The organism is Kitasatospora sp. NPDC088861, from assembly GCF_044750105.1.
Taxonomy (GTDB): Bacteria; Actinomycetota; Actinomycetes; order Streptomycetales; family Streptomycetaceae; genus Kitasatospora.
This window is the reverse complement of the sequence record NZ_JBIVJF010000004.1, coordinates 89646-109577: the sequence shown is the minus strand read 5'-3', so window position 1 is coordinate 109577 and position 19932 is coordinate 89646. Positions and strand designations below refer to the sequence as shown.

General features: G+C 74.1%; 14 protein-coding genes and 1 riboswitch. Of the genes, 7 read left to right on the top strand and 7 right to left on the bottom strand.

Features of this window, described 5'->3' with window-relative positions:
• The first annotated feature begins 29 nt into the window (after positions 1–29).
• A complete protein-coding gene (locus tag ACIP37_RS09720) occupies positions 30–938 on the top strand; it encodes an NADP-dependent oxidoreductase (RefSeq protein WP_400805086.1) in 909 nt (302 codons plus the stop codon).
• 76 nt (positions 939–1014) lie between these two features.
• A complete protein-coding gene (locus tag ACIP37_RS09715; protein WP_400805088.1) occupies positions 1015–1779 on the top strand; it encodes a VOC family protein in 765 nt (254 codons plus the stop codon).
• Positions 1780–1879: 100 nt separating this feature from the next.
• On the opposite strand, the gene lnt is transcribed toward ACIP37_RS09715, so the two are convergent.
• Both lnt and cobN read right to left on the bottom strand, forming a co-directional pair.
• Positions 1880–3550, bottom strand: coding sequence for an apolipoprotein N-acyltransferase (gene lnt / locus ACIP37_RS09710; RefSeq protein WP_400805090.1), 1671 nt, complete (start codon positions 3548–3550; stop codon positions 1880–1882).
• Between the two features lie 89 nt (positions 3551–3639).
• Positions 3640–7338: a cobaltochelatase subunit CobN gene (cobN, locus tag ACIP37_RS09705; RefSeq protein WP_400805092.1), complete on the bottom strand. Its 3699-nt coding sequence runs from the start codon at positions 7336–7338 to the stop codon at positions 3640–3642.
• Positions 7339–7639: 301 nt separating this feature from the next.
• Positions 7640–7725: riboswitch (cobalamin riboswitch) on the bottom strand.
• 167 nt (positions 7726–7892) lie between these two features.
• Between cobN and ACIP37_RS09700 the strand changes: the two genes are divergently transcribed.
• From ACIP37_RS09700 to ACIP37_RS09690, 3 genes are read left to right on the top strand one after another with little or no spacing between them, the layout of a single operon-like run.
• Entirely contained in the window at positions 7893–9206 is a 1314-nt protein-coding gene (locus tag ACIP37_RS09700) for a hypothetical protein (protein WP_400843578.1), read from the top strand.
• Positions 9203–9829, top strand: a complete 627-nt coding sequence (locus ACIP37_RS09695; protein ID WP_063350072.1) for a precorrin-8X methylmutase — start codon at positions 9203–9205, stop codon at positions 9827–9829. The genes ACIP37_RS09700 and ACIP37_RS09695 overlap by 4 nt, the downstream gene beginning before the upstream one ends.
• The gene (locus ACIP37_RS09690) at positions 9826–11346 is read left to right on the top strand and encodes a precorrin-2 C(20)-methyltransferase (protein WP_400805096.1); all 1521 of its coding nucleotides are present in this window, start codon (positions 9826–9828) and stop codon (positions 11344–11346) included. Before ACIP37_RS09695 ends, ACIP37_RS09690 begins: the two co-directional genes overlap by 4 nt.
• Positions 11347–11434: 88 nt before the next feature.
• Here the strand turns inward: ACIP37_RS09690 and ACIP37_RS09685 are convergent, their stop codons facing one another.
• Positions 11435–13174, bottom strand: a complete 1740-nt coding sequence (locus ACIP37_RS09685) for a TIGR03767 family metallophosphoesterase (RefSeq protein WP_400805097.1) — start codon at positions 13172–13174, stop codon at positions 11435–11437.
• 398 nt (positions 13175–13572) lie between these two features.
• On the opposite strand from ACIP37_RS09685, the gene ACIP37_RS09680 reads away from it, so the two are divergent.
• The gene (locus tag ACIP37_RS09680; RefSeq protein WP_400805290.1) at positions 13573–14742 is read left to right on the top strand and encodes a cobalt-precorrin-5B (C(1))-methyltransferase; all 1170 of its coding nucleotides are present in this window, start codon (positions 13573–13575) and stop codon (positions 14740–14742) included.
• A gap of 137 nt (positions 14743–14879) precedes the next feature.
• Positions 14880–16409 (top strand): UDP-N-acetylglucosamine 1-carboxyvinyltransferase, encoded by a 1530-nt coding sequence (locus ACIP37_RS09675; RefSeq protein ID WP_363579107.1) that lies wholly within the window; start codon positions 14880–14882, stop codon positions 16407–16409.
• 71 nt (positions 16410–16480) lie between these two features.
• Here the strand turns inward: ACIP37_RS09675 and ACIP37_RS09670 are convergent, their stop codons facing one another.
• The 4 genes from ACIP37_RS09670 to cbiE form a co-directional block, all read right to left on the bottom strand.
• Positions 16481–16984 (bottom strand): DinB family protein, encoded by a 504-nt coding sequence (locus ACIP37_RS09670; RefSeq protein WP_400805100.1) that lies wholly within the window; start codon positions 16982–16984, stop codon positions 16481–16483.
• 138 nt (positions 16985–17122) lie between these two features.
• On the bottom strand, positions 17123–17866 hold the full coding sequence (locus tag ACIP37_RS09665; RefSeq protein WP_400805102.1) for a cobalt-precorrin-6A reductase: 744 nt from the start codon (positions 17864–17866) through the stop codon (positions 17123–17125).
• Between the two features lie 5 nt (positions 17867–17871).
• Positions 17872–18633 (bottom strand): precorrin-4 C(11)-methyltransferase, encoded by a 762-nt coding sequence (gene cobM, locus ACIP37_RS09660; RefSeq protein WP_387814506.1) that lies wholly within the window; start codon positions 18631–18633, stop codon positions 17872–17874.
• Positions 18630–19868, bottom strand: a complete 1239-nt coding sequence (gene cbiE / locus ACIP37_RS09655) for a precorrin-6y C5,15-methyltransferase (decarboxylating) subunit CbiE (protein WP_363585850.1) — start codon at positions 19866–19868, stop codon at positions 18630–18632. Before cbiE ends, cobM begins: the two co-directional genes overlap by 4 nt.
• Positions 19869–19932: the final 64 nt, after the last annotated feature.

Here is a 19932-nt window from a genome sequence, read left to right as displayed (position 1 = left end):
CAGCCGCTACCCGAGGAGTGGGATCACCGATGGCCAAGGCATTCGGCTTCGTCGACTACGGCGGGCCGGAGACACAGGAGTTCCTGGACCGCCCGGCGCTGGAGCCCGGCCCCGGGCAACTGGCGATCGCGGTCGGTGCGGCCGGGGTGAACCCGGTGGACTGGAAGATCCGCACGGGCCTGCTCGGCCGGGAGGGCGAACTCCCCGCCGTCATGGGCCAGGAGGCCTCGGGCGTGGTCCTGCAAGTCGGCCCCGGGGTCACCGGGTTCACCCCGGGCGATGAGGTGTTCGGCCTCGCGGCCGCCGGTGCCTACGCGGAACAGACGCTGATGCGCGCCGAGTTGAGTGCCCTCAAGCCCGAGGGTGTCGGCTTCGACCAGGCCGCCGTCCTGCCCGTGTCGGCGGCCACCGCGGACGACGCCGTCCGTGACCTCGGCCTCGGCGCCGGCCGGACGCTGCTGATCCTCGGCATCGCCGGCGGTGTCGGCAGCACGGCCGCCCAGATCGCCCGCAGTCGCGGCCTGACCGTTCTCGGCACCGCGAGCGACGCCAATCACGCGTACGTGGAGTCCCTCGGGGCGGTGCCGGTCCGCTACGGCGACGGCGTCGCCGAACGGATCGCGGCCGCGGCGCCCGACGGCGTCGACGGCATCCTCGACCTGGTCGGCGGCGACGCCCTGCGGGCCGCCGCCCCCGTGCGCACGGACCGTACGGAACTGGTCAGCACCGCCGACCCGGCCACCGTGGCGGAACTCGGCGGCCGCTACATCACCCGCTCGACGACGTCCGAGACCCTGTCCGCGCTGGCGGCCCTGGTCGCCGCCGGTGAGCTGGACCCGCACATCACCGGCCGCTACCCGCTGGCCCGGGCCGCCGAGGCGCTCGCCTTCGTCGAGTCCGGCCACGCCAGCGGCAAGGTGGTCATCGAAGTCGCTTGACTCGAATCAAGAGTGACGATCAGTCAGTGAAGACCGAGAGATCGAGAACCGAGAGAAGAAGTCGAGAGAAGAAGCCATGAAGCAGAACTCCGTGACCATCGGCGGCCCCTGCTGGGTCGAGCTGGGCACCTCCGACCCGGCCGCCGCCAGCACCTTCTACAGCGAGTTGTTCGGCTGGCGGGCCGAGGCCGATGTGCGCCCCGAGGCCAACGGCTACACCCAGATGTTCCTCGGCGACGCCCCGGCGGCCGCCGTCAGCCCGCGGTTCGCGCCGCAGCAGCCCATCGCCTGGTCGACCTGCTTCGCGGTCACCGACACCGACGCCACGGTCGCGAAGGTCGAGGACGCCGGCGGCAAGGTCCTGAAGGAGCCCACCGACGCGTCCGACCTCGGCCGCTTCGCGGTGGTCGGGGACAGCTCCGGCGCGGTCTTCCTGCTCTGGCAGGCCCGCGCGTTCGCGGGCGCCGGTGTGTTCAACGAGCCGGGCTCGCTCGGCTGGGTGGAACTGCTCACCCGCGACCCGGCCGGTGCGACCGCCTTCTACCCGGCGGTCTTCGGCTGGTCCGTCAGCCCGTCCGAGCAGTACACCCAGTGGGGCCTGGGCGGCGATGACTTCGGCGGCATGCTGGTGATGGACGACCGCTTTCCGCCGCAGGTGCCGCCGCACTGGCTGCCTTACTTCTCGGTCGCCGACGTCGACAACACCGTCGCCCGGGCGAGCGGCCTCGGCGCGGACGTGCTGATGGCGGCCACCGACGTGCCGGGCGGCCCCCGGATCGCCGTGCTGCGCGACCCGCAGGGCGCGTCGTTCGGCGTCTACCTGGCCGGCACCGAGGGCTGACCCGCCGGAGGCCACGCCCCTGCCCACGCCCCTGCCCACGCCCCTGCCGACGCCCCTGCCGAGGACCCCGCCGTCCTCCCGTCGGGCGCAGCCTCCGCCCTCACGCCGGGCGCCGACTGCGGCTGGAGCGCCACGCCGCCGCCGTCGCGCCCGCCGTGACGAGCAGCGCGCCGATCGGCACCACGTCGCCGATCCGGTCGTACCAGGTCAGCGTCCCGGGCTCGGTGAGCGGCAGTCGGACGGTCAGCGCTCCGGTGCCGTCGGTACCGAGCCGGGCGAGCTCGCGGCCCTGCGCGTCGAAGGCCGCCGACACCCCGGTCAGCGAGGCCTGCACGGCCGGCCGGCCCGTCTCGGCGGCCCGGATCGCCGCCAGCGAGACGTGCTGTTCGGGTGCCCAGGTGTGCTGGAAGGTCGAGGTGGAGGACTGGTAGACCAGCACCCGGGCGCCGTCCCGCGCGGCGGTGCGGGCCAGGTCGGGGAAGGCCGACTCGAAGCAGATCAGCGCGCCGACCGGCAGCGGCCCGCCGGCCCGGTCGGTGGCCGGCAGGACGTGGAAGGCGGTGCCGGGCGCCCGGTTCTCGCCGGCCGCCCGGCTGACGCCGGCGATCCAGCCGAGCACCGGCCGCAGCGGGATGTACTCGCCGAAGGGCACCAGCCGGATCTTGCGGTAGCGGTCCAGCACGCCTGCGGGGGAGACCAGCACCGCGTCCTTGGAGATCCGCCCGTCCGCCTTGCGGGCGTCCTCCCCGGCGATGATCTGGGCCCCCGTGACGGTGGAGAGTCGGCGCAGCCGGTCGAGCGCGGCCGGGTCGCGGTCGAGGTCGGCGGTGGTGCTGCTCTCGCCCCAGACGATCAGGTCCACCGGCTGTCCGCCGAGCGCGGCGGTGGCCCGGGCGCTGGCCTCGAACCGGGCCTGCGGGTCGTCCACGATGCCGGGCTGGACCAGCGCGACGGTGACCGCCCCGGCCGGGGCGGGGGCGTCGCGCAGCGCGAACAGCAGCGGGCCGGCGGCCAGGACCAGGACGGTGGTCAGCGCCGCGAGGGCGCGCGGCCGCCGGTGCACGGTGGTCAGGACGATCAGCACCCCGGTGTTGGCGGCCGCGACGGCCGTGCTGACCAGCCAGATCCCGCCGGTCGAGGCCAGCCCGAGGATCGCCGGGTGCTGCCACTGGGTGGCGCCGAGCAGCGCCCACGGCCCGCCGAGCGCGTCCCAGGAGCGCGCGTACTCGGTGGTCACCCAGACCGCCGGGACGACGAGCAGCGCGAGCAGTGCCCGACGGCCGGTCAGCGGCGGGTGCAGCAGCCGGTGGACGGCGTACCCGAAGCCGCCCTGGAGCGCCCCGAACAGCACGGCGAGCACCGGTAGTCCCGGCCCGATGGACGGGACCAGCCAGTACATCGCGGTCAGGATGAAGCCCGCCCCGAACCACCACCCGCGCACCGCCGCCTCCCGCCCGCCGGGCGCGCGCTGCATCAGCAGCATCCCGGGGACGAGCGCGACCCACGCCAGCCAGGCCTGCCCCGGCGCCGGGAAGGCGAGCACCGGTACGGCCCCGGCCGCCAGGGCACCGAACCGCGCGCGGTAGCGGTGCGGGCGCGCCTGCGGGTGGCCGCCGTTTCCGGGGTGCCCGCCGTGTTCGGAGTGCCCGGGAGGTTCGGGGCGCCGGGGGTGCCCGGGATCCGAGGAGTGCCTGGAGTGCCCGGGGTGATCGGGGTGCGAGGAGTGCGGCGTGCGCCGGGCGGGGCTGGTGAGGGCGAGGCGGCGGGGCATGCCCCGTATTGTCCGCTTGGACGGACTACGCCACCAGTGTTCCTGTCACCCGAATGGGCTACGGGAACACTGGTGGCCACCCCCGTGACTCAGCCTTCGTCGCCCTCCAGGTCCCCCTCGGTCTCCAGGAACGCGGCCTGCAACTGCGCGATCAGCTCCGGGTCGGGCTGCTCCCACAGCCCGCGGCTGGCCGCCTCCAGCAGCCGCTCGCTGATCCCGTGCAGCGCCCACGGGTTGGCGCCGGTCAGGAACTCCCGGTTGACCGGGTCGAGCACGTACTCCTGGGTGAGCTTCTCGTACATCCAGTCCGCGACCACGCCCGTCGTGGCGTCGTAGCCGAACAGGTAGTCCACCGTCGCGGCCATCTCGAACGCGCCCTTGTACCCGTGCCGGCGCATCGCCTCGATCCAGCGCGGGTTGACCACCCGGGCGCGGAAGACGCGGGCAGCCTCCTCGGTCAGCGTCCGGGTGCGGACCGTCTCCGGGCGGGTCGAGTCGCCGATGTAGGCGGTCGGCGCCTTGCCGGTGAGCGCCCGGACGGTGGCCACCATGCCGCCGTGGTACTGGAAGTAGTCGTCCGAGTCGGCGATGTCGTGCTCGCGGGTGTCGGTGTTCTTCGCGGCGACGGTGATGCGCTTGTACGCGGTCTCCATCTCCTCGCGGGCCGGCCGCCCGTCCAGCCCGCGGCCGTAGGCGTAGCCGCCCCAGACCGTGTACACCTCGGCCAGGTCGGCGTCGGTGCGCCAGTCCCGGCTGTCGATCAGCTGGAGCAGGCCCGCGCCGTAGGTGCCCGGGCGGGAGCCGAAGACGCGGACGGTGGCCTTGCGCTCGTCGCCGTGCACCGCGAGGTCGGCCTGGACGTGGGCGCGTACGAAGTTCTGCTCCGCGGGCTCCTCCTGGGCGGCGGCCAGGCGCACCGCGTCGTCCAGCAGGGCGACCACGTGCGGGAAGGCGTCGCGGAAGAAGCCGGAGATGCGCAGCGTCACGTCGATGCGCGGGCGGCCCAGCTCGGCGAGGGTGATCGGCTCCAGGCCGGTGACCCGGCGCGAGGCGTCGTCCCAGACCGGGCGGACGCCGAGCAGGGCGAAGGCCTCGGCGATGTCGTCGCCGGCGGTGCGCATCGCGCTGGTGCCCCACAGCGACAGCCCGACCGAGGGCGGGTAGTCGCCGTCGTTGTCGGTGGTGTACCGCTCGACCAGCGAGGTGGCGAGCGCCTGGCCGGTCTCCCAGGCGAGCTTGCTCGGGACGGCCTTCGGGTCGACGGAGTAGAAGTTGCGGCCGGTCGGCAGCACGTTGACCAGGCCGCGCAGCGGCGAGCCGGACGGCCCGGCCGGGACGAAGCCGCCGCGCAGCGCGTGCAGCACGGCGTCCAGCTCGTCGGTGGTGGCGGCCAGTCGCGGCACCACCTGGGTGGCGGCGAAGGTCAGCACCTCGTGGACGGCCTCCGGCAGCCCGGCGGCGACCTTCTCCACCGCCTCGACCGCCCAGTCCTGCGCCTCCATGGCCTCGACCAGGGCGCGGGCCTGGGCCTCGGCGGCGTCGGTGGCCCCGAGGGTGAGCGCGGCCTCGTCCAGCCCGAGCGCCTCGCGCAGGCCCGGCAGCGCGCTGACACCGCCCCAGATCTGGCGGGCGCGCAGGATGGCGAGCACGATGTTGACCCGGTCGGTGCCGGCCGGCGCCTGGCCGAGGACGTGCAGGCCGTCGCGGATCTGGGCGTCCTTGATCTCGCACAGCCAGCCGTCGACGTGCAGCAGGAAGTCGTCGAAGCCGTCGTCCTCGGGGCGCTCGTCCAGGCCGAGGTCGTGGTCCAGCTTGGCGGCCTGGATGAGGGTCCAGATCTGCGCGCGGATCGCGGGCAGCTTGGCCGGGTCCATCGCGGCGATGTTGGAGTGCTCGTCCAGCAGCTGCTCCAGGCGGGCGATGTCGCCGTAGGAGTCGGCGCGGGCCATCGGCGGGACGAGGTGGTCGACCAGGGTGGCGTGGGCGCGGCGCTTGGCCTGGGTGCCCTCGCCCGGGTCGTTGACCAGGAACGGGTAGATCAGCGGCAGATCGCCCAGGACGGCGTCCGGGCCGCACTCGGCGGACAGCGCGGCGGTCTTGCCGGGCAGCCACTCCAGGTTTCCGTGCTTGCCGAGGTGGATGACGGCGTGCGCGCCGAACCCGCCGTCGGCCTGCGCGGCCTCGATCCAGCGGTAGGCGGCCAGGTAGTGGTGGCTCGGCGGCAGGTCGGGGTCGTGGTAGATGGCGACGGGGTTCTCGCCGAAGCCGCGCGGCGGCTGGATCAGGACGAGCAGGTTCCCGGAGCGGATCGCGGCCAGCACGATGTCGCCGTCCGGGTTCTGCGAGCGGTCGACGTAGAGCTCGCCGGGGGCCGGGCCCCAGTGCTCCTCGACCTGCTCGCGCAGCGCCTGCGGGAGCGTGGCGTACCAGCGGCGGTAGTCGGCGGCGGGGATGCGCACCGGGTTGCGGGCCAGCTGGTCCTCGGTGAGCCAGTCCTGGTCGTAGCCGCCGGCGGCGATCAGGGCGTGGATCAGGGCGTCGCCCTCGTGGGAGGCGTCGAGCGAGGAGTCCTGGGACGCGTCGTGGGAGCCCTTGCGGGAGCCGTCGGAGGACGCGTCGTGGGAGCCGTCGTGGCCGTCCCCGTTCGTTCCGTCCACCCCGGGGAGGTCCGAACCCAGGTCCATGCCCTCCGCGCGCAGCCGGTTCAGCAGGCGGATCGCGCTGGCCGGGGTGTCCAGGCCGACGGCGTTGCCGACCCGGGCGTGCTTGGTCGGGTAGGCGGACAGCACGAGCGCGAGGCGGCGCTCGGCGGCCGGGATGTGCCGCAGCCGGGCGTGCTTGACGGCGGTGCCGGCCACCCGGGCGGCGCGCTCCGGGTCGGCGGCGTAGACGGTGAGGCCGTCCTCGTCCAGCTCCTTGAAGGAGAACGGGACGCTGATCAGCCGGCCGTCGAACTCCGGCACCGCGATCTGGGTGGCGGTGTCCAGCGGGGACAGGCCGTCGTCGCTGGCCTCCCACTGGGCGCGTGACCAGGTGAGGCAGAGCGCCTGGAGGATCGGCCGGTCCAGGGCGGCGAGCGCGCCCGCGTCCCAGGCCTCCTCGTCGCCGCCGGCCTGCGCGTCCGCCGGGCGGGTGCCGCCGGCGGCGAGCACGGTGGTGACGAGCGCGTCGGCCTCGCCGAGCGCGGCCAGCAGTTCGGGCTCGGCGCCGCGCAGCGAGGCGCAGTAGTAGGCCCTGGCCTGCGCGCCCTGGTCCTCGATCGCCCGGCAGAGCGTCTCGACGAAGGCGGTGTTGCCGCTCATGTGGTGGGCGCGGTAGTAGAGCACCGCGACCGTCGGGCCGTCCTGCGTACGGGCTTCGCGCTCCAGCGGCCCCCAGGCCGGGGCGGAGGCGGGCGGGGCGAAGCCGTGGCCGGTCAGCAGCACGGTGTCGGAGAGGAAGGCGGCCAGCTCGGCGAGGTTGGCGGCGCCGCCGTGCGCGAGGTAGGCGTGCGCCTCGGCGGCGATGCCGGCCGGGACGGTGGACAGCTCCATCAGCTGGGCGTCGGGGGCCTGTTCACCGGTCAGCACGATCACCGGGCGGGGGCCGGCCAGCAGCGTGTCCAGGCCCTCCTGCCAGGCGCGGCGACCGCCGAGCAGGCGGACCACGACGAGGTCGGTGCCCTCCAGCAGCGCGGGCAGGTCCTCGGGTGTGAGCCGGGCCGGGTTGCCGAGCCGGTAGCGGACCGGGCCCTCGGCGGCGCGGGCACTGAGCAGGTCGGTGTCGGACGTCGACAGCAGCAGGATCATGCGAAGGCCCTCCCGGCCTCGGAGCCGCCCCGAGCCGAAGGGCGCGCCGGCGTGGAAAGTGACGAGTGACGAGCGACGGACGAAAACGCGTGGTGCGCGGCGGACGAAGGCGCGTGGCATCTGGCGGACGAAAGCGAGCGACGGCGCGTGGCCGGCGACCGAAGGGGCGCCGAGGCGTCGGCGAAGCGCCCGGAGTCGGGCGGGCGTGAGGCGCCCGGGGACCCGGGCGCGGGCATGCGGCAGCGCATTGCTCTTCGAGCCTTCCTCGGGGTCCGCGCCCCGGGCCGGTGGAGGACGGCAGGAGTTCCTGGCTCCCGCGGCCGTCCGGTCTCCCGGTGAACCGCGGTCACAGTGGCGGGACCGCACCGGGCTTGCACCGGTTTCCTCCCCTGCGCCGTCGCTGGCGTGCGGACGGCCCGCGGGGACCGTCCGCCAGCATCGTACGGGGTGCGGCTGACCTGGGGGAGGGCGATCCCGGGGAGGCCGCCCGGAGCGCCCGGGGTGTGAGGCGACGGACAAAGGCAACCGATCGGATCATCTGTATGCTCGCGGCCATGCCACCGACACCCGACGCCACCGCGCCGGGCGCCGCGGTGCCCGACCGGGGGCGCGCGGACGCCTGCCCAGGGGCCCTTCGTCTACACCCGGCCGACGACGGCGCCCTGGCCCGGGTCCGCCTGCCCGGCGGCCTGCTGACGGTCCGTCAGGCGCTGGCGCTGGCCGACGCCGCCGAGGCGCTCGGCGACGGCGAACTGGAGACCACCTCCCGCGGCAACGTCCAACTCCGCGGCCTGGCTTCGCACTGCGGGGCCGAACTCGCCGAACGGCTGCGCGCCGTCGGCCTGCTGCCCTCGGACACGCACGAACGGGTCCGCAACATCGTGGCCTCCCCGCTCGCCGGGCTCGACGGACACGGCTTCGCCGACGTGCAGGCCTGGGTGCGGGAGCTGGACGCGCGGCTGTGCGCGAGCGACTGGGCGGCCGGACTCTCCGGCAAGTTCCTGTTCGCGCTGGACGACGGGCGGGGCGACGTCGCCGCGTTCGACGCCGATGTGACATTGATCGCAGGCCCGGACGGGTCGGCGCTGCTGCGCCTCGGACGGGCCGCCCACGGGCGTCCGGTGCCGGCAGGGCAGGAGGTGACGGCCGTGCTCGACGCGGCCCGGACCTTCCTGGACGTGCTGCGGGAGAGCGGGCGCAAGGCCTGGCACCTGCGCGAGGTCCCCGAGCTGCTGCCGGCCGGGCCCGTGCCGGTGCCCGCTTTCGCCGGGGCCGCGCCCGCGGTCGGCGTGGTCCCTACGGCCGGTGTGGTCCGGACGGTCGGCCCGCTCGCCACGGTGGCGGGCGGGGCCGTGGCGGGCGGGCTGTCGGTGGGCATGCGCTTCGGCCGGGCCGGTGCCGCGCAGTGGCGGGAACTCGCGGGCGCCTGCGCCGGGGAGATCCGGCTGACGCCCTGGCGCGGCGCGGTGCTGCCGGGGGCGCCGGCCGACCGGCTGCCCGCGCTGGCGGCGGCCGGGTTCCGGACCGCGCCCGGCTCGCCCTGGGAGCGGGCCACCGCCTGCACCGGGCTGCCGGGGTGCGCCAACTCGCGGGCCGACGTCCGGGCCGACGCGGCGCGGGCGCTCGATGCGGCGGCCGTCGCCGGGAGCCCGCCGGTTATGGGCCTTCCGGCCGCCGGTCTCCCGGTGCACTGGTCGGGGTGTGAACGGCGCTGCGGTCATCCGGCCGGGCGGTGGGTGGACGTGCTCGCCACCGGGCAGGGCTACCGGGTGACGGTGAACGGTCCGGCGTCCGCCGGGGCGGCCGTGGACGTGACGAACGAGGAGATGGCCGAGGCGGTCGCCGAGGCCAGGAGGACCACGAAGTGATCGAGTACGAGAAGGACGGTGCGTCCATCTACCGCCAGTCCTTTGCCACCATCCGTGCGGAGGCCGACCTGGCCGCCCTCCCGGCGGACGTCTCCCAGGTCGCGGTGCGGATGATCCACGCCTGCGGGATGGTCGACCTGGTCGAGGACCTGGTGTACTCGCCGGGCGTGGTCGCCTCCGCACGCGCGGCGCTGCGGGCCGGGGCGCCGATCCTGTGCGACGTGAACATGGTGGCGAGCGGCGTCACCCGCAAGCGGCTGCCCGCCGACAACGAGGTCGTGTGCACCCTCACCGACCCGTCCGTGCCGGAACTCGCCCGGAAGATGGGCAACACCCGTAGCGCCGCCGCCATGGAACTGTGGCTGCCCCGGCTGGAGGGCGCGGTGGTGGCCGTCGGCAACGCGCCGACCTCGCTGTTCCGGCTGCTGGAGATGATCGAGGCCGGTGCGCCGCGCCCGGCCGCGGTGATCGGCGTCCCGGTCGGCTTCATCGGCGCCGCCGAATCCAAGCAGGCCCTGGCCGAGCACCCATCCGGCCTGGAGCACCTGGTGGTGCGCGGCCGGCGCGGTGGCAGCGCGATCGCCGCCGCCGCCGTCAACGCGATTGCGAGCGAAGAAGAGTGACGGATCGTCAAATCCCTGGTGTCGGCCGGCTCTACGGCGTCGGGCTCGGCCCCGGCGACCCGTCGCTGGTGACCGTCCGGGCGGCCGAACTCATCGGCAAGGCCGATGTGGTGGCCTATCACAGTGCCCGGCACGGCCGGTCCATCGCGCGTTCGATCGCCGAGCGTTATCTGATGGGTGGTCAGGTCGAGGAGAAGCTGGTCTACCCGATCACGGTCGAGACCACCGACCACCCGGGCGGCTACCGGGGCGCGCTGGACGACTTCTACGAGGAGGCCGCCGCCCGGCTGGCCGCCCACCTGGACGCCGGCCGCGACGTCGTGGTCCTCGCCGAGGGCGACCCGCTGTTCTACGGCTCGTACCAGCACATGCACAAGCGGCTCGCGCACCGCTACCCGACCGAGGTGGTGCCGGGTGTGACCTCCGTCAGCGCCGCGGCCGCCCGGCTCGGCCAGCCGCTGACCGAGGCCGAGGAGACGCTCACCGTCATCCCGGGCACGCTGCCCGAGGAGGAGCTGACGGCGCGGATCGCCGCCGCCGACTCCGCCGTGATCATGAAGCTGGGGCGCACCTTCCCGGCCGTCCGGCGGGCGCTGGAGCGGGCCGGACGGCTCGACGACGCGCAGTACGTCGAGCGCGCGTTCATGGACGGGGAGCGCATCCTGCCGCTCGCGGAGGTCGAGGGCGAGACCGTCCCGTACTTCTCGGTGGCGGTGCTGCCGAGCAAGGTCGCGCCGCTGGAGCCGGTGGAGCGGCGGACGGACGGTGCCGGCGCGGTGGCCGTCATCGGCACCGGTCCGGCCGGGCCGCTCTGGCTCACCCCCGAGGCGCGCGGCGTCCTGGCCGAGGCGACCGACCTGGTCGGCTACACCACCTACCTGGACCGGGTGCCCGAGCGGCCGGGGCAGCGGCGGCACGCTTCGGACAACAAGGTGGAGTCGGAGCGCGCCGAGTACGCCCTCGAACTGGCCCGCCGCGGGCACAAGGTCGCGGTGGTGTCCTCGGGCGACCCGGGCGTCTTCGCGATGGCCACCGCCGTCCTGGAGGTCGCCTGCGAGGAGGCCTACCGGGACGTCCCGGTGCGGATCGTCCCGGGGATGACCGCGGCCCACGCGGCCGCCTCCCGGGCCGGCGCCCCGCTCGGGCACGACTACGCGGTGGTGTCGCTGTCGGACCGGCTCAAGCCCTGGGACGTGGTGGCCCGCAGGCTGCACGCGGCGGCCGAGGCGGACCTGGTGCTCGCGCTCTACAACCCGGGCTCGAAGTCGCGCACCACGCAGGTCGCCCTCGCCCGGGACCTACTGCTGGAGTACCGCGCGCCCGAGACGCCGGTGGTGATGGCGCGCGACGTCGGCGGGCCGACCGAGCGCGTGCGGATCGTCCGGTTGGGCGAGCTGGATCCGGCGCTGGTCGACATGCGGACGATCCTGCTGATCGGCTCCTCGCAGACCCGGGCGGTCGAGCGGGGCGGCGGCGTGGAGGTCGTCTGGACGCCGCGGCGGTACCCGGAGGAGTAGCGGGCGACGACTGACAGATGACAGCTAACAGATTTCATCATCTGTTAGCTGTCATCTGTTTTCTGTTACTTGTTCGCCGCCGCCTCCGTCACCGGGTCGGCTTGGCGATCACCAGCTCCGTGTTGTGGTCCTCGCCCGCGCCCAGCAGCGCCGCCGGCCGGCCGTTCGGGTCGTTGTACGACAGTTCGCGGTACAGCGCGGCGAGGTTGGCGTCCGAGGCGCTGCCGAAGTCCGTGCCGTACGGTGCGGAGGACTCGATCAGCGTCGTGAACAGGGAGAGCGTGCCGTCCCCGTTGTCCGCGATCTCGATGATGCGCCCGTGCTGCGGGTAGTCGATGTGCGAGGCGGTGTTGATCTCCCAGAACGCCCGCTCCGGCACGGCGTGGCCGTGCGCCGTGACCTTGTTCATGTGGGTGTGCCCGTTCACCCACGCGATCACGTTCGGGTAGCGCTGGAGCAGCGCCACCAGTTCGTTGCCGTCGTGCCGCTTCTCGAAGATGTTGCGCGGGTCGGGCAGCAGGTTGCCCATGGTGGTGCTCGTGTGGTGGCTGAACAGGAGGATCACCTCGTCCGTGCTGCCGCCCGTCACCTTGCGTCCGTCGGTGTCGTACCAGTGCCCGCTGTGCGCCTTCAACTGCTGCTCCAGCCAGCGCAGTTGCGCGGTGCCCAGTGAACCGTCCGCGAATCCGGCCTGGTTGGTGGTGTCCAGGCTGATGCCGACCACCTTCTCCGAGATGCGGAAGGTGTAGTAGAGCTTGCCGCTGCCCACCATGTCCGAGGTGAAACCGTGCCCGTACGGGCCGGCGCCGGTGTGCGCCGGGTTCAGGTGGGCCTTGGCGAACTCCTTGAGCGTGAACGGCCGTCGGCGCTCGTCCGGGGTGATCCGGCGCACCGCGTCGCCGCTCGCGAGCAGCTTCGCGAGCAGGAGCGCGGCGCCGGCCGGGTCGCGGCGCAGCGAGTCCATCAGCTGGGCCGCGTCCGCGTCGTTGCAGCCCTCCAGCTTGTACTGGCCGGTGTAGAGGTCGTTCAGCAGCCCGAGGTCCGGCAGCGAACCCTCAAGGCTGTCGTCGTGGTTGCCGACCGTCGTGTACCAGGGCGTACGCAGGCCCGGCGCGTCGAACGGCCGGCCGGCGGCGTCGAGGAAGCCCGGTATCTGCGGGAAGCCCTTCGCCTTGTAGCCGTCGCTGTAGGCGAGTTCGGGGTTCCAGTAGGCGGCGTTGCCCGAGTTCTGCACGCCTTCGTAGCGGTTCGGGTCGCCGGTGTTCTGGGCGAGTCGGCCGCCGCCCATGACGGTGAGGTACCAGTCGAGTTCGGCCTGCTCATGGTTGTCGGTGTTGTCGCCGGTGGCCATCACCATGCTGAACGGCATCCCGGTGTAGGGGCCGCCGTCGAGCGCGTTGACCCGCTCGACGAGGGCCGAGACGCCGCGGGCGTTCAGGGCCTCCTGCGGTCGGTACGCGCTGCCGTTGAACCGGGCCAGGTACTCGAATCGCACCGGGGACTCGGTGTCCACCAGGTGCAGGTCGCTGAACTGGACGAAGCTGGCCAGCCCGGTCCGCCGGTCGTCCCGCCCGGTGCCCGGCGCCGCCAGGTCGCCGCGTACCACCAGCGGCCAGCCCGGCCCGGCCGTCAGTCGCTTGTACCCGCCGGTGCCGACGGGCGTGGCCACCTGGTCGAGCGTGGTGCCTGTCGTCCTGACCGCCCGCGCGGCGGTGGCCGCCAGTGCGCGCTCGCGCTCCGCCGCCGAGGCGAACTGCCCGCCGCCCAGCGACAAGGCCGACCAGGCGGCGGCCACCGACGTACCGGTGAGGAACGTACGCCGACTCATCCCTGCCACAAGAACCCCCACATGCTGATGGCCCGGCCGGACAACCCGGACACCGGACCCCGTGTCATGAACCCGCCTCTGGCGGACCGCCAGATTACTCACTGGTAGGCACGAGGTGCGAGGCCCGTGCGGAGAACTCTTCGGGAACGCGGGGCAGCGGCCACTCCCCGACTCGGACACCGGGTCGCGGGGCCCTGCTGACCGCCCCCGGTCGGGGCGCGGTCAGGCGAATGGGGGAAAATCGGTACCGACGGTCGGTGCGGCCGCACCTCAACGGAGTCGGAAGCGAGACGCAGGTGGCCAAAGCGGGAGCCGAAGCGGGAGCCGAGGCCGGGGGCAAGGCCGGGGCCGAAGCGGCGGCCGAGGCCGGAGCCGAAGCCGGGGGCCGGGCCGGCCAGCTGAAGAGCAGCGGCCTGCGGCACGGCTGGACCACGGGCGCCTGCGCCACCGCCGCCACCAAGGCCGCGTACACCGCGCTGCTCACCGGCGAGTTCCCGGACCCGGTGACCATCACCCTCCCCAAGGGCCAGCAGCCGGCCTTCGCCCTCGCCGCCGAGGAGCTCACCGCCGAGGAACTCGCCCCCAGGGCCGGGGGACTGGCCGCCGGGGTCCTCGCGGCCGGAGGTCGAGCCGCCGTCCCGCCCGAGCCGGCGAGCGCGATGGCCGCCGTGGTCAAGGACGCCGGCGACGATCCCGACGTCACCCACGGCGCGCTGATCCGCTCGACGGTGCGGGCCGGCGAGCCCGGCGCCGGAGTGGTGTTCCGGGCCGGACCGGGGGTGGGGACGGTCACCAAGGCGGGCCTGCCGCTGCCCGTCGGCGAGCCCGCGATCAACCCGGTGCCCCGGCAGATGATCCGCGACGCCGTGGCGGAGGTGGCCGCCGCGCACGGCGGCAGCGGGGACGTGGTGGTCGAGATCTCCGTGGACCACGGCGAGGAGATCGCCCGTTCCACCTGGAATCCACGGCTGGGCATCCTCGGGGGCCTGTCCATCCTCGGCACCACCGGCATCGTCGTCCCCTACTCCTGCTCCGCCTGGATCGACTCCATCCGCCGCGGCGTGGACGTGGCCCGGGCGGCGGGCCGCACCCACGTGGCCGGCTGTACCGGCTCGACCTCCGAGAAGGTCGCCGTCGCCGTGCACGGACTGCCCGAGGACGCGCTGCTCGACATGGGCGACTTCGCGGGCGCCGTCCTCAAGTACCTCAAGCGCCACCCGGTGCCCCGGCTGACGATCGCGGGCGGCTTCGCCAAGCTGTCCAAGCTCGCCGCCGGTCACCTCGACCTGCACTCGGCGCGCTCCCAGGTGGACAAGGGGTACCTGGCAGAACTGGCGCGGCGCGGCGGGGCCGACGGGGTGTTGGCCGAGGCGGTGGCCGCCGCCAACACCGGGTTGGAGGCGGTGCAGTTGTGCCGGGCGGCCGGGGTGCCGCTGGGCGATCTGGTCGCCGAGGCGGCGCGGGCGACGGCGCTCGGCGTGCTGGTCGGCTCGCCGGTGGCGGTGGACGTCATCTGCATCGACCGCGCGGGCACCGTCGTCGGCAGGGCGGAGCCGCTCGGGCCGTGACGCTCTCACAGAATCGCGGCAATACCACCTGGTGATGTGAAGATCTGACGTTCATGCGGGGCGAGAAACGGACAAAAGGAGTGTCACACCCACCCCCGGCTCTGTTGTCATCTCAACCATGAGATATGGTCTGGCGAGTGACAGGCGACTACCTCACCCGTATCGGCACCCTCATCCGTACCGCCCGCCAGCACCGCGGCTGGTCCCAGGCGCAGCTCGGCGAGGCCCTCGGCACCAGCCAGAGCGCGGTCAACCGCATCGAGCAGGGCAAGCAGAACGTCAGCCTTGAGATGATCGCGCGCATCGGCGAAGCCCTCGACAGCGAGATCGTCTCCCTCGGCTACTCCGGCCCGATGCACCTGCGGGTCGCCGGCGGCACCCGACTCTCCGGCGCCATCGACGTCCGCAGCAGCAAGAACGCCTGCGTCGCGATCCTCTGCGCCTCACTGCTGACCACCGGACGCACCACGCTGCGCAGCGTCGCCCGGATCGAAGAGGTCTACCGCATCCTCGAGGTGCTCACCAGCATCGGCGTCAAGAGCCGCTGGACCAACGACGGCCGCGACCTCGAACTCACCCCGCCCGCCGAGCTCGACCTCGCGGCGATGGACGTCGAGGCAGCCCGCCGCACCCGCAGCGTGCTGATGTTCCTCGGCCCGCTGATGCACCGCGCCAGCCGCTTCGCCATCCCGTACGCGGGCGGCTGCGACCTCGGCACCCGCACCGTCGAGCCGCACCTGACCGCGCTGCGCCGCTTCGGGTTGGAGGTCGCCACCACCGGCGGCGCCTACCACGCCTCGGTCGAGCCGGGCACCCCGCTGGACCGTCCGATCGTGCTGACCGAGCGCGGGGACACCGTCACCGAGAACGCCCTGCTGGCCGCCGCCCGGCACGACGGCGTCAGCGTCATCCGCAACGCCTCGCCCAACTACATGGTCCAGGACCTGTGCTTCTTCCTGGAGAAGCTGGGCGTGCGGATCGAGGGCATCGGCACCACCACCCTCACCGTCCACGGCGTCCCGGAGATCACCTGCGACGTCGACTACACCCCGGCCGAGGACCCGGTGGAGGCGATGAGCCTGCTCGCCGCCGCCGTCGTCACCTCCTCCGAGCTGACGATCCGCCGGGTGCCGATCGAGTTCCTGGAGATCGAACTCGCGGTGCTGGAGGGGATGGGCCTCGACTACGACCGGACCCCCGAGTACCGGGCCCACAACGGCCACACCCGCCTGGTCGACCTCACCGTGCGCCCGTCCAAGCTGACCGCGCCGATCGACACCATCCACCCGATGCCGTTCCCCGGCATCAACATCGACAACGTGCCGTTCTTCGCGGCCATCGCCGCGGCCGCCCACGGCACCACGATGATCCACGACTGGGTCTACGACAACCGTGCGATCTACCTCACCGAGCTGACCCGCCTCGGCGCCGACGTCAAGCTCCTCGACCCGCACCGCGTCCTGGTCCAGGGCCCCACCCGCTGGCGCGCCGCCGAGATGATGTGCCCGCCGGCGCTCCGCCCCGCGGTCGTCATCCTCCTCGCGATGCTCGCCGCCCAGGGCACCTCCGTCCTGCGCAACGTCTACGTCATCAACCGCGGCTACGAGGACCTCGCCGAGCGCCTCAACTCCATCGGCGCGCAGATCGAGACCTTCCGCGACATCTGATCCGATCCGGATCCGAATGGCAGTCGGATGGCCGACCGGCCCCACGCGTTGGGGCTGGTCGGCCGTTTCGGCTACTCGCCGGTGGTGCCGTCGAGGTGTTCGCGCAGGAGGTCGGCGTGGCCGTTGTGGCGGGCGTACTCCTCGATCATGTGGGTGAGGATCCAGCGCAGCGAGAAGACCTCCTCGCCGTAGTGCCCCAGAACGTCCAACGACTCGGTGGCCGCGACGAGTTGCCGGGCGTGGTCGCACTCGCGGCGCCAGACCGCGAAGGCCTCGTCCGGGTCGGCGGTGTCGGCGTCGAACTCGGCGAAGGAGCCGTCGGGGTTCTTCCAGAAGGCGGGCTTGGCCTCGTCGTTGAGGACGTTGCGGAACCAGCTGCGCTCCACCTCGGCGAGGTGGCGGACCAGCCCGAGCAGGGAGAGACCGGAGGGTTCGAGGGCCCGGGTGCGGAGCTGTTCGGGGGTGAGGTCGGCGCACTTCAACGCGAGCGTGTCGCGCTGGTAGTCCAGGAAGCTGGCCAGGGTGGCCCGTTCGTCGGCCGTGCGCAGGGTCGTGGTGCGGTGATCGTCTGCCATCGGCCCATCCTGCCGGTGCGGCGCCGAAACCCGCCCGGTAATTTCTTGCGGCCCGGTCGGCCCGGTCGGCCCGGTCGGCCCGGTCGGCCCGGTCGGCCCGGTCGGGCCCGGTCGGTTCGGCCGACCCGACCCGCCGTTCTAGCGCAGGTGCTGCAACCACCGCACCGCGCCCGGTACGTCCGGGGCCACCGGTACGCCGTCCGGGACCGGCGGACGCCGCACGATGATCACGGGCAGGTGGAGTTCGCGTGCGGCGGTGAGTTTGGGTGCGGTCGCGGCGCCGCCGCTGTCCTTGGTGACCACGACGTCGATGCGGTGCTCGCGCAGGAGTGCCCGTTCGCCGTCGAGCGTGAACGGCCCCCGGTCCAGCAGGACTTCGAAGGACGGCGGCAACGGGGGCTCGGGCGGGTCGACTGACCGGGCGAGGAAGTGGACCCCGTCGAGGTGGGCGAAGGTGGCGATGCCCTGTCGCCCGGTGGTGAGGAAGACCCGTCGCCCGAGGCCGGGCAGGAGTTCGGCCGCGGCGGCGAGCGAGGGGACGGGGAGCCAGCGGTCCCCGGCGACCGGTGCGAAGCCGGGGCGGCGTAGCACCAGCAGCGGTACGCCGGTGGCCGCCGCCGCGAGGGCCGCGTTGCGGGACATCCCGGCGGCGAACGGGTGGGTGGCGTCGACGACCGCGTCGACCCGCTCGCCGCGCAGCCAGTCGGCCAGCCCCTCGGGGCCGCCGAAGCCGCCGATCCTCACCTCTCCGGCGGGCAGCCGGGGTTGGGCGACCCGGCCGGCCAGCGAACTGGTGACCCGCAGGGACGGCAGCTCGGCGAGTGCGGCGGCCAGCGCCCGCCCCTCCGTCGTCCCGCCGAGGATCAGGACGTGCCGGGTCATGGGGTTCACGCCCCGCAGGGCTCGTGCGGGCGTTCGCGCTCCGCCGAGTAGAGGTGGCTGTCGCGGAACTGTTCGGCGGCCAGCGTCCGTCCGACCAGGATGACGGCGGTGCGCACCACGCCCGAGGCCTTGACCTGCCCGGCGATGTCGGCGAGGGTGCCGCGCAGCACCAGCTCGTCCGGGCGGCTGGCCATCGCGACGACGGCGGCCGGGCAGTCGGCGCCGTAGTGCGGGAGCAGTTGCTCGACGACGTCGTCCACGTATCCGGCGGCCAGGTGCAGCACCAGCAGGGCGCCGCTGCGGCCGAGGGTGGCCAGGTCCTCGCCCTCGGGCATCGGGGTGGCGCGCTTGGCGATCCGGGTGAGGATGACGGTCTGGCCGACGGTCGGGACGGTCAGCTCCCGCTTGAGCGCGGCCGCTGCGGCGGCGAAGGCGGGCACGCCGGGGACGATCTCGTACGGCACGCCGGCCGCGTCGAGGCGGCGCATCTGCTCGGCGACGGCGGAGAAGACGGACGGGTCGCCGGAGTGCAGCCGGGCCACGTCCTGTCCGGCCTGGTGCGCGCGGACCAGCTCGGCGATGATCTGGTCCAGGTTGAGCTGCGCGGTGTCGACGAGGCGGGCGCCGGGCGGGCATTCGTCGAGCAGTTCGCGCGGCACCAGGCTGCCGGCGTAGAGGCAGACCTCGGCGCGGGCCAGGAGGCGCTGGCCGCGCAGGGTGATCAGGTCGGCGGCGCCGGGGCCGGCTCCGATGAAGTGGACGGTCACGACGCGTTCTCCTGAGGGGTGTTGGGCTTGACGGCGGACCACTGGGTGACCGGCATGGCCTGCCGCCACCCGGTGAAGCCGCCCACCGGGACGGCGTGCGCGACGGCGAGCTTGACGAGCTCCCCGCCGTGGCGCCGGTACCACTCGGTGAGCAGCGCCTCGGATTCCAGCGTCACGGTGTTGGCGACCAGCCGGCCGCCCGGCCGCAGGGCGGCCCAGCAACTGTCCAGCAGACCGGTCGCGGTGAGGCCGCCGCCGATGAACACCGCGTCGGGGGTGGGGAGTTCGGCGAGCGCGGCGGGGGCCGGACCGGTCACCACGCGCAGCCGCGGCACGCCCAGGGCGGCGGCGTTGCGGGCGATCCGCTCGGCCCGCACCGGGTCGCGTTCGATGCTGACGGCCCGGCAGTCGCGGTGCGCGCGCAGCCACTCGACGGCGATCGAGCCGGAGCCGCCGCCGACGTCCCAGAGCAGTTCGCCGGGGGAGGGGGCGAGGGCGGCGAGGGTGGCGGCGCGCACGTGCCGTTTGGTGAGCTGGCCGTCGCTCTCGTAGGCGGCGTCGGGCAGGCCGGGGACGAGCGAGCTGCGGGGGCCGTCGCCGAGGTCGACCGCGATGACGTTCAGGGGGTCGCCGGGCGGGTGCGGCCAGCCGTCGGCGGTGCCGTCGAGCTGTCGTTCGGTCGGGCCGCCGAGCTGTTCGAGCACGCGCAGGCGGGCGGCGCCGTAGCCGCGCGCGGTGAGCAGCGCGGCGACGGCGGCCGGGGTCGTGGCGTCGGCGCTCAGCACGAGCAGGCGGCGGCCGGGGTTCAGGGCCAGGGCGAGGGTGTCCAGCGGGCGGCCGACCAGGCTGACCACCTCGGTGGACTCCAGCGGCCAGCCGAGTCGGGCGCAGGCGTGGGAGACGGAGGAGGGGTGCGGCAGGACGCGCAGTCGCCCGGCGCCGACCGTCTCGGCGAGGGTGCGGCCGATGCCGTGGAACATCGGGTCGCCGCTGGCCAGGACGGCGACCCGGCGGTCCGCGTGCGCGGCGAACAGTCCGGGGACGGCCGGGCGCAGGGGGGACGGCCACGGGACGCGCTCGGCGGCGACCTCGTCGTGGGGGAGGAGGTTCAGCTGCCGGGGGCCGCCGACGACCACCTCGGCTGCCCGCAGGGCGGCGCGGCCGATGGTGGAGAGGCCGGGCCAGCCGTCGGCCCCGATCCCGACGACGGTGATCGGGGGTGGCAGCTCGGGCACCGGGTGGCTCCTTGTCGTTCGGCGGGCGCCGTGAGTAGAGAGAACAACTGTCGGGGCAGCCTAC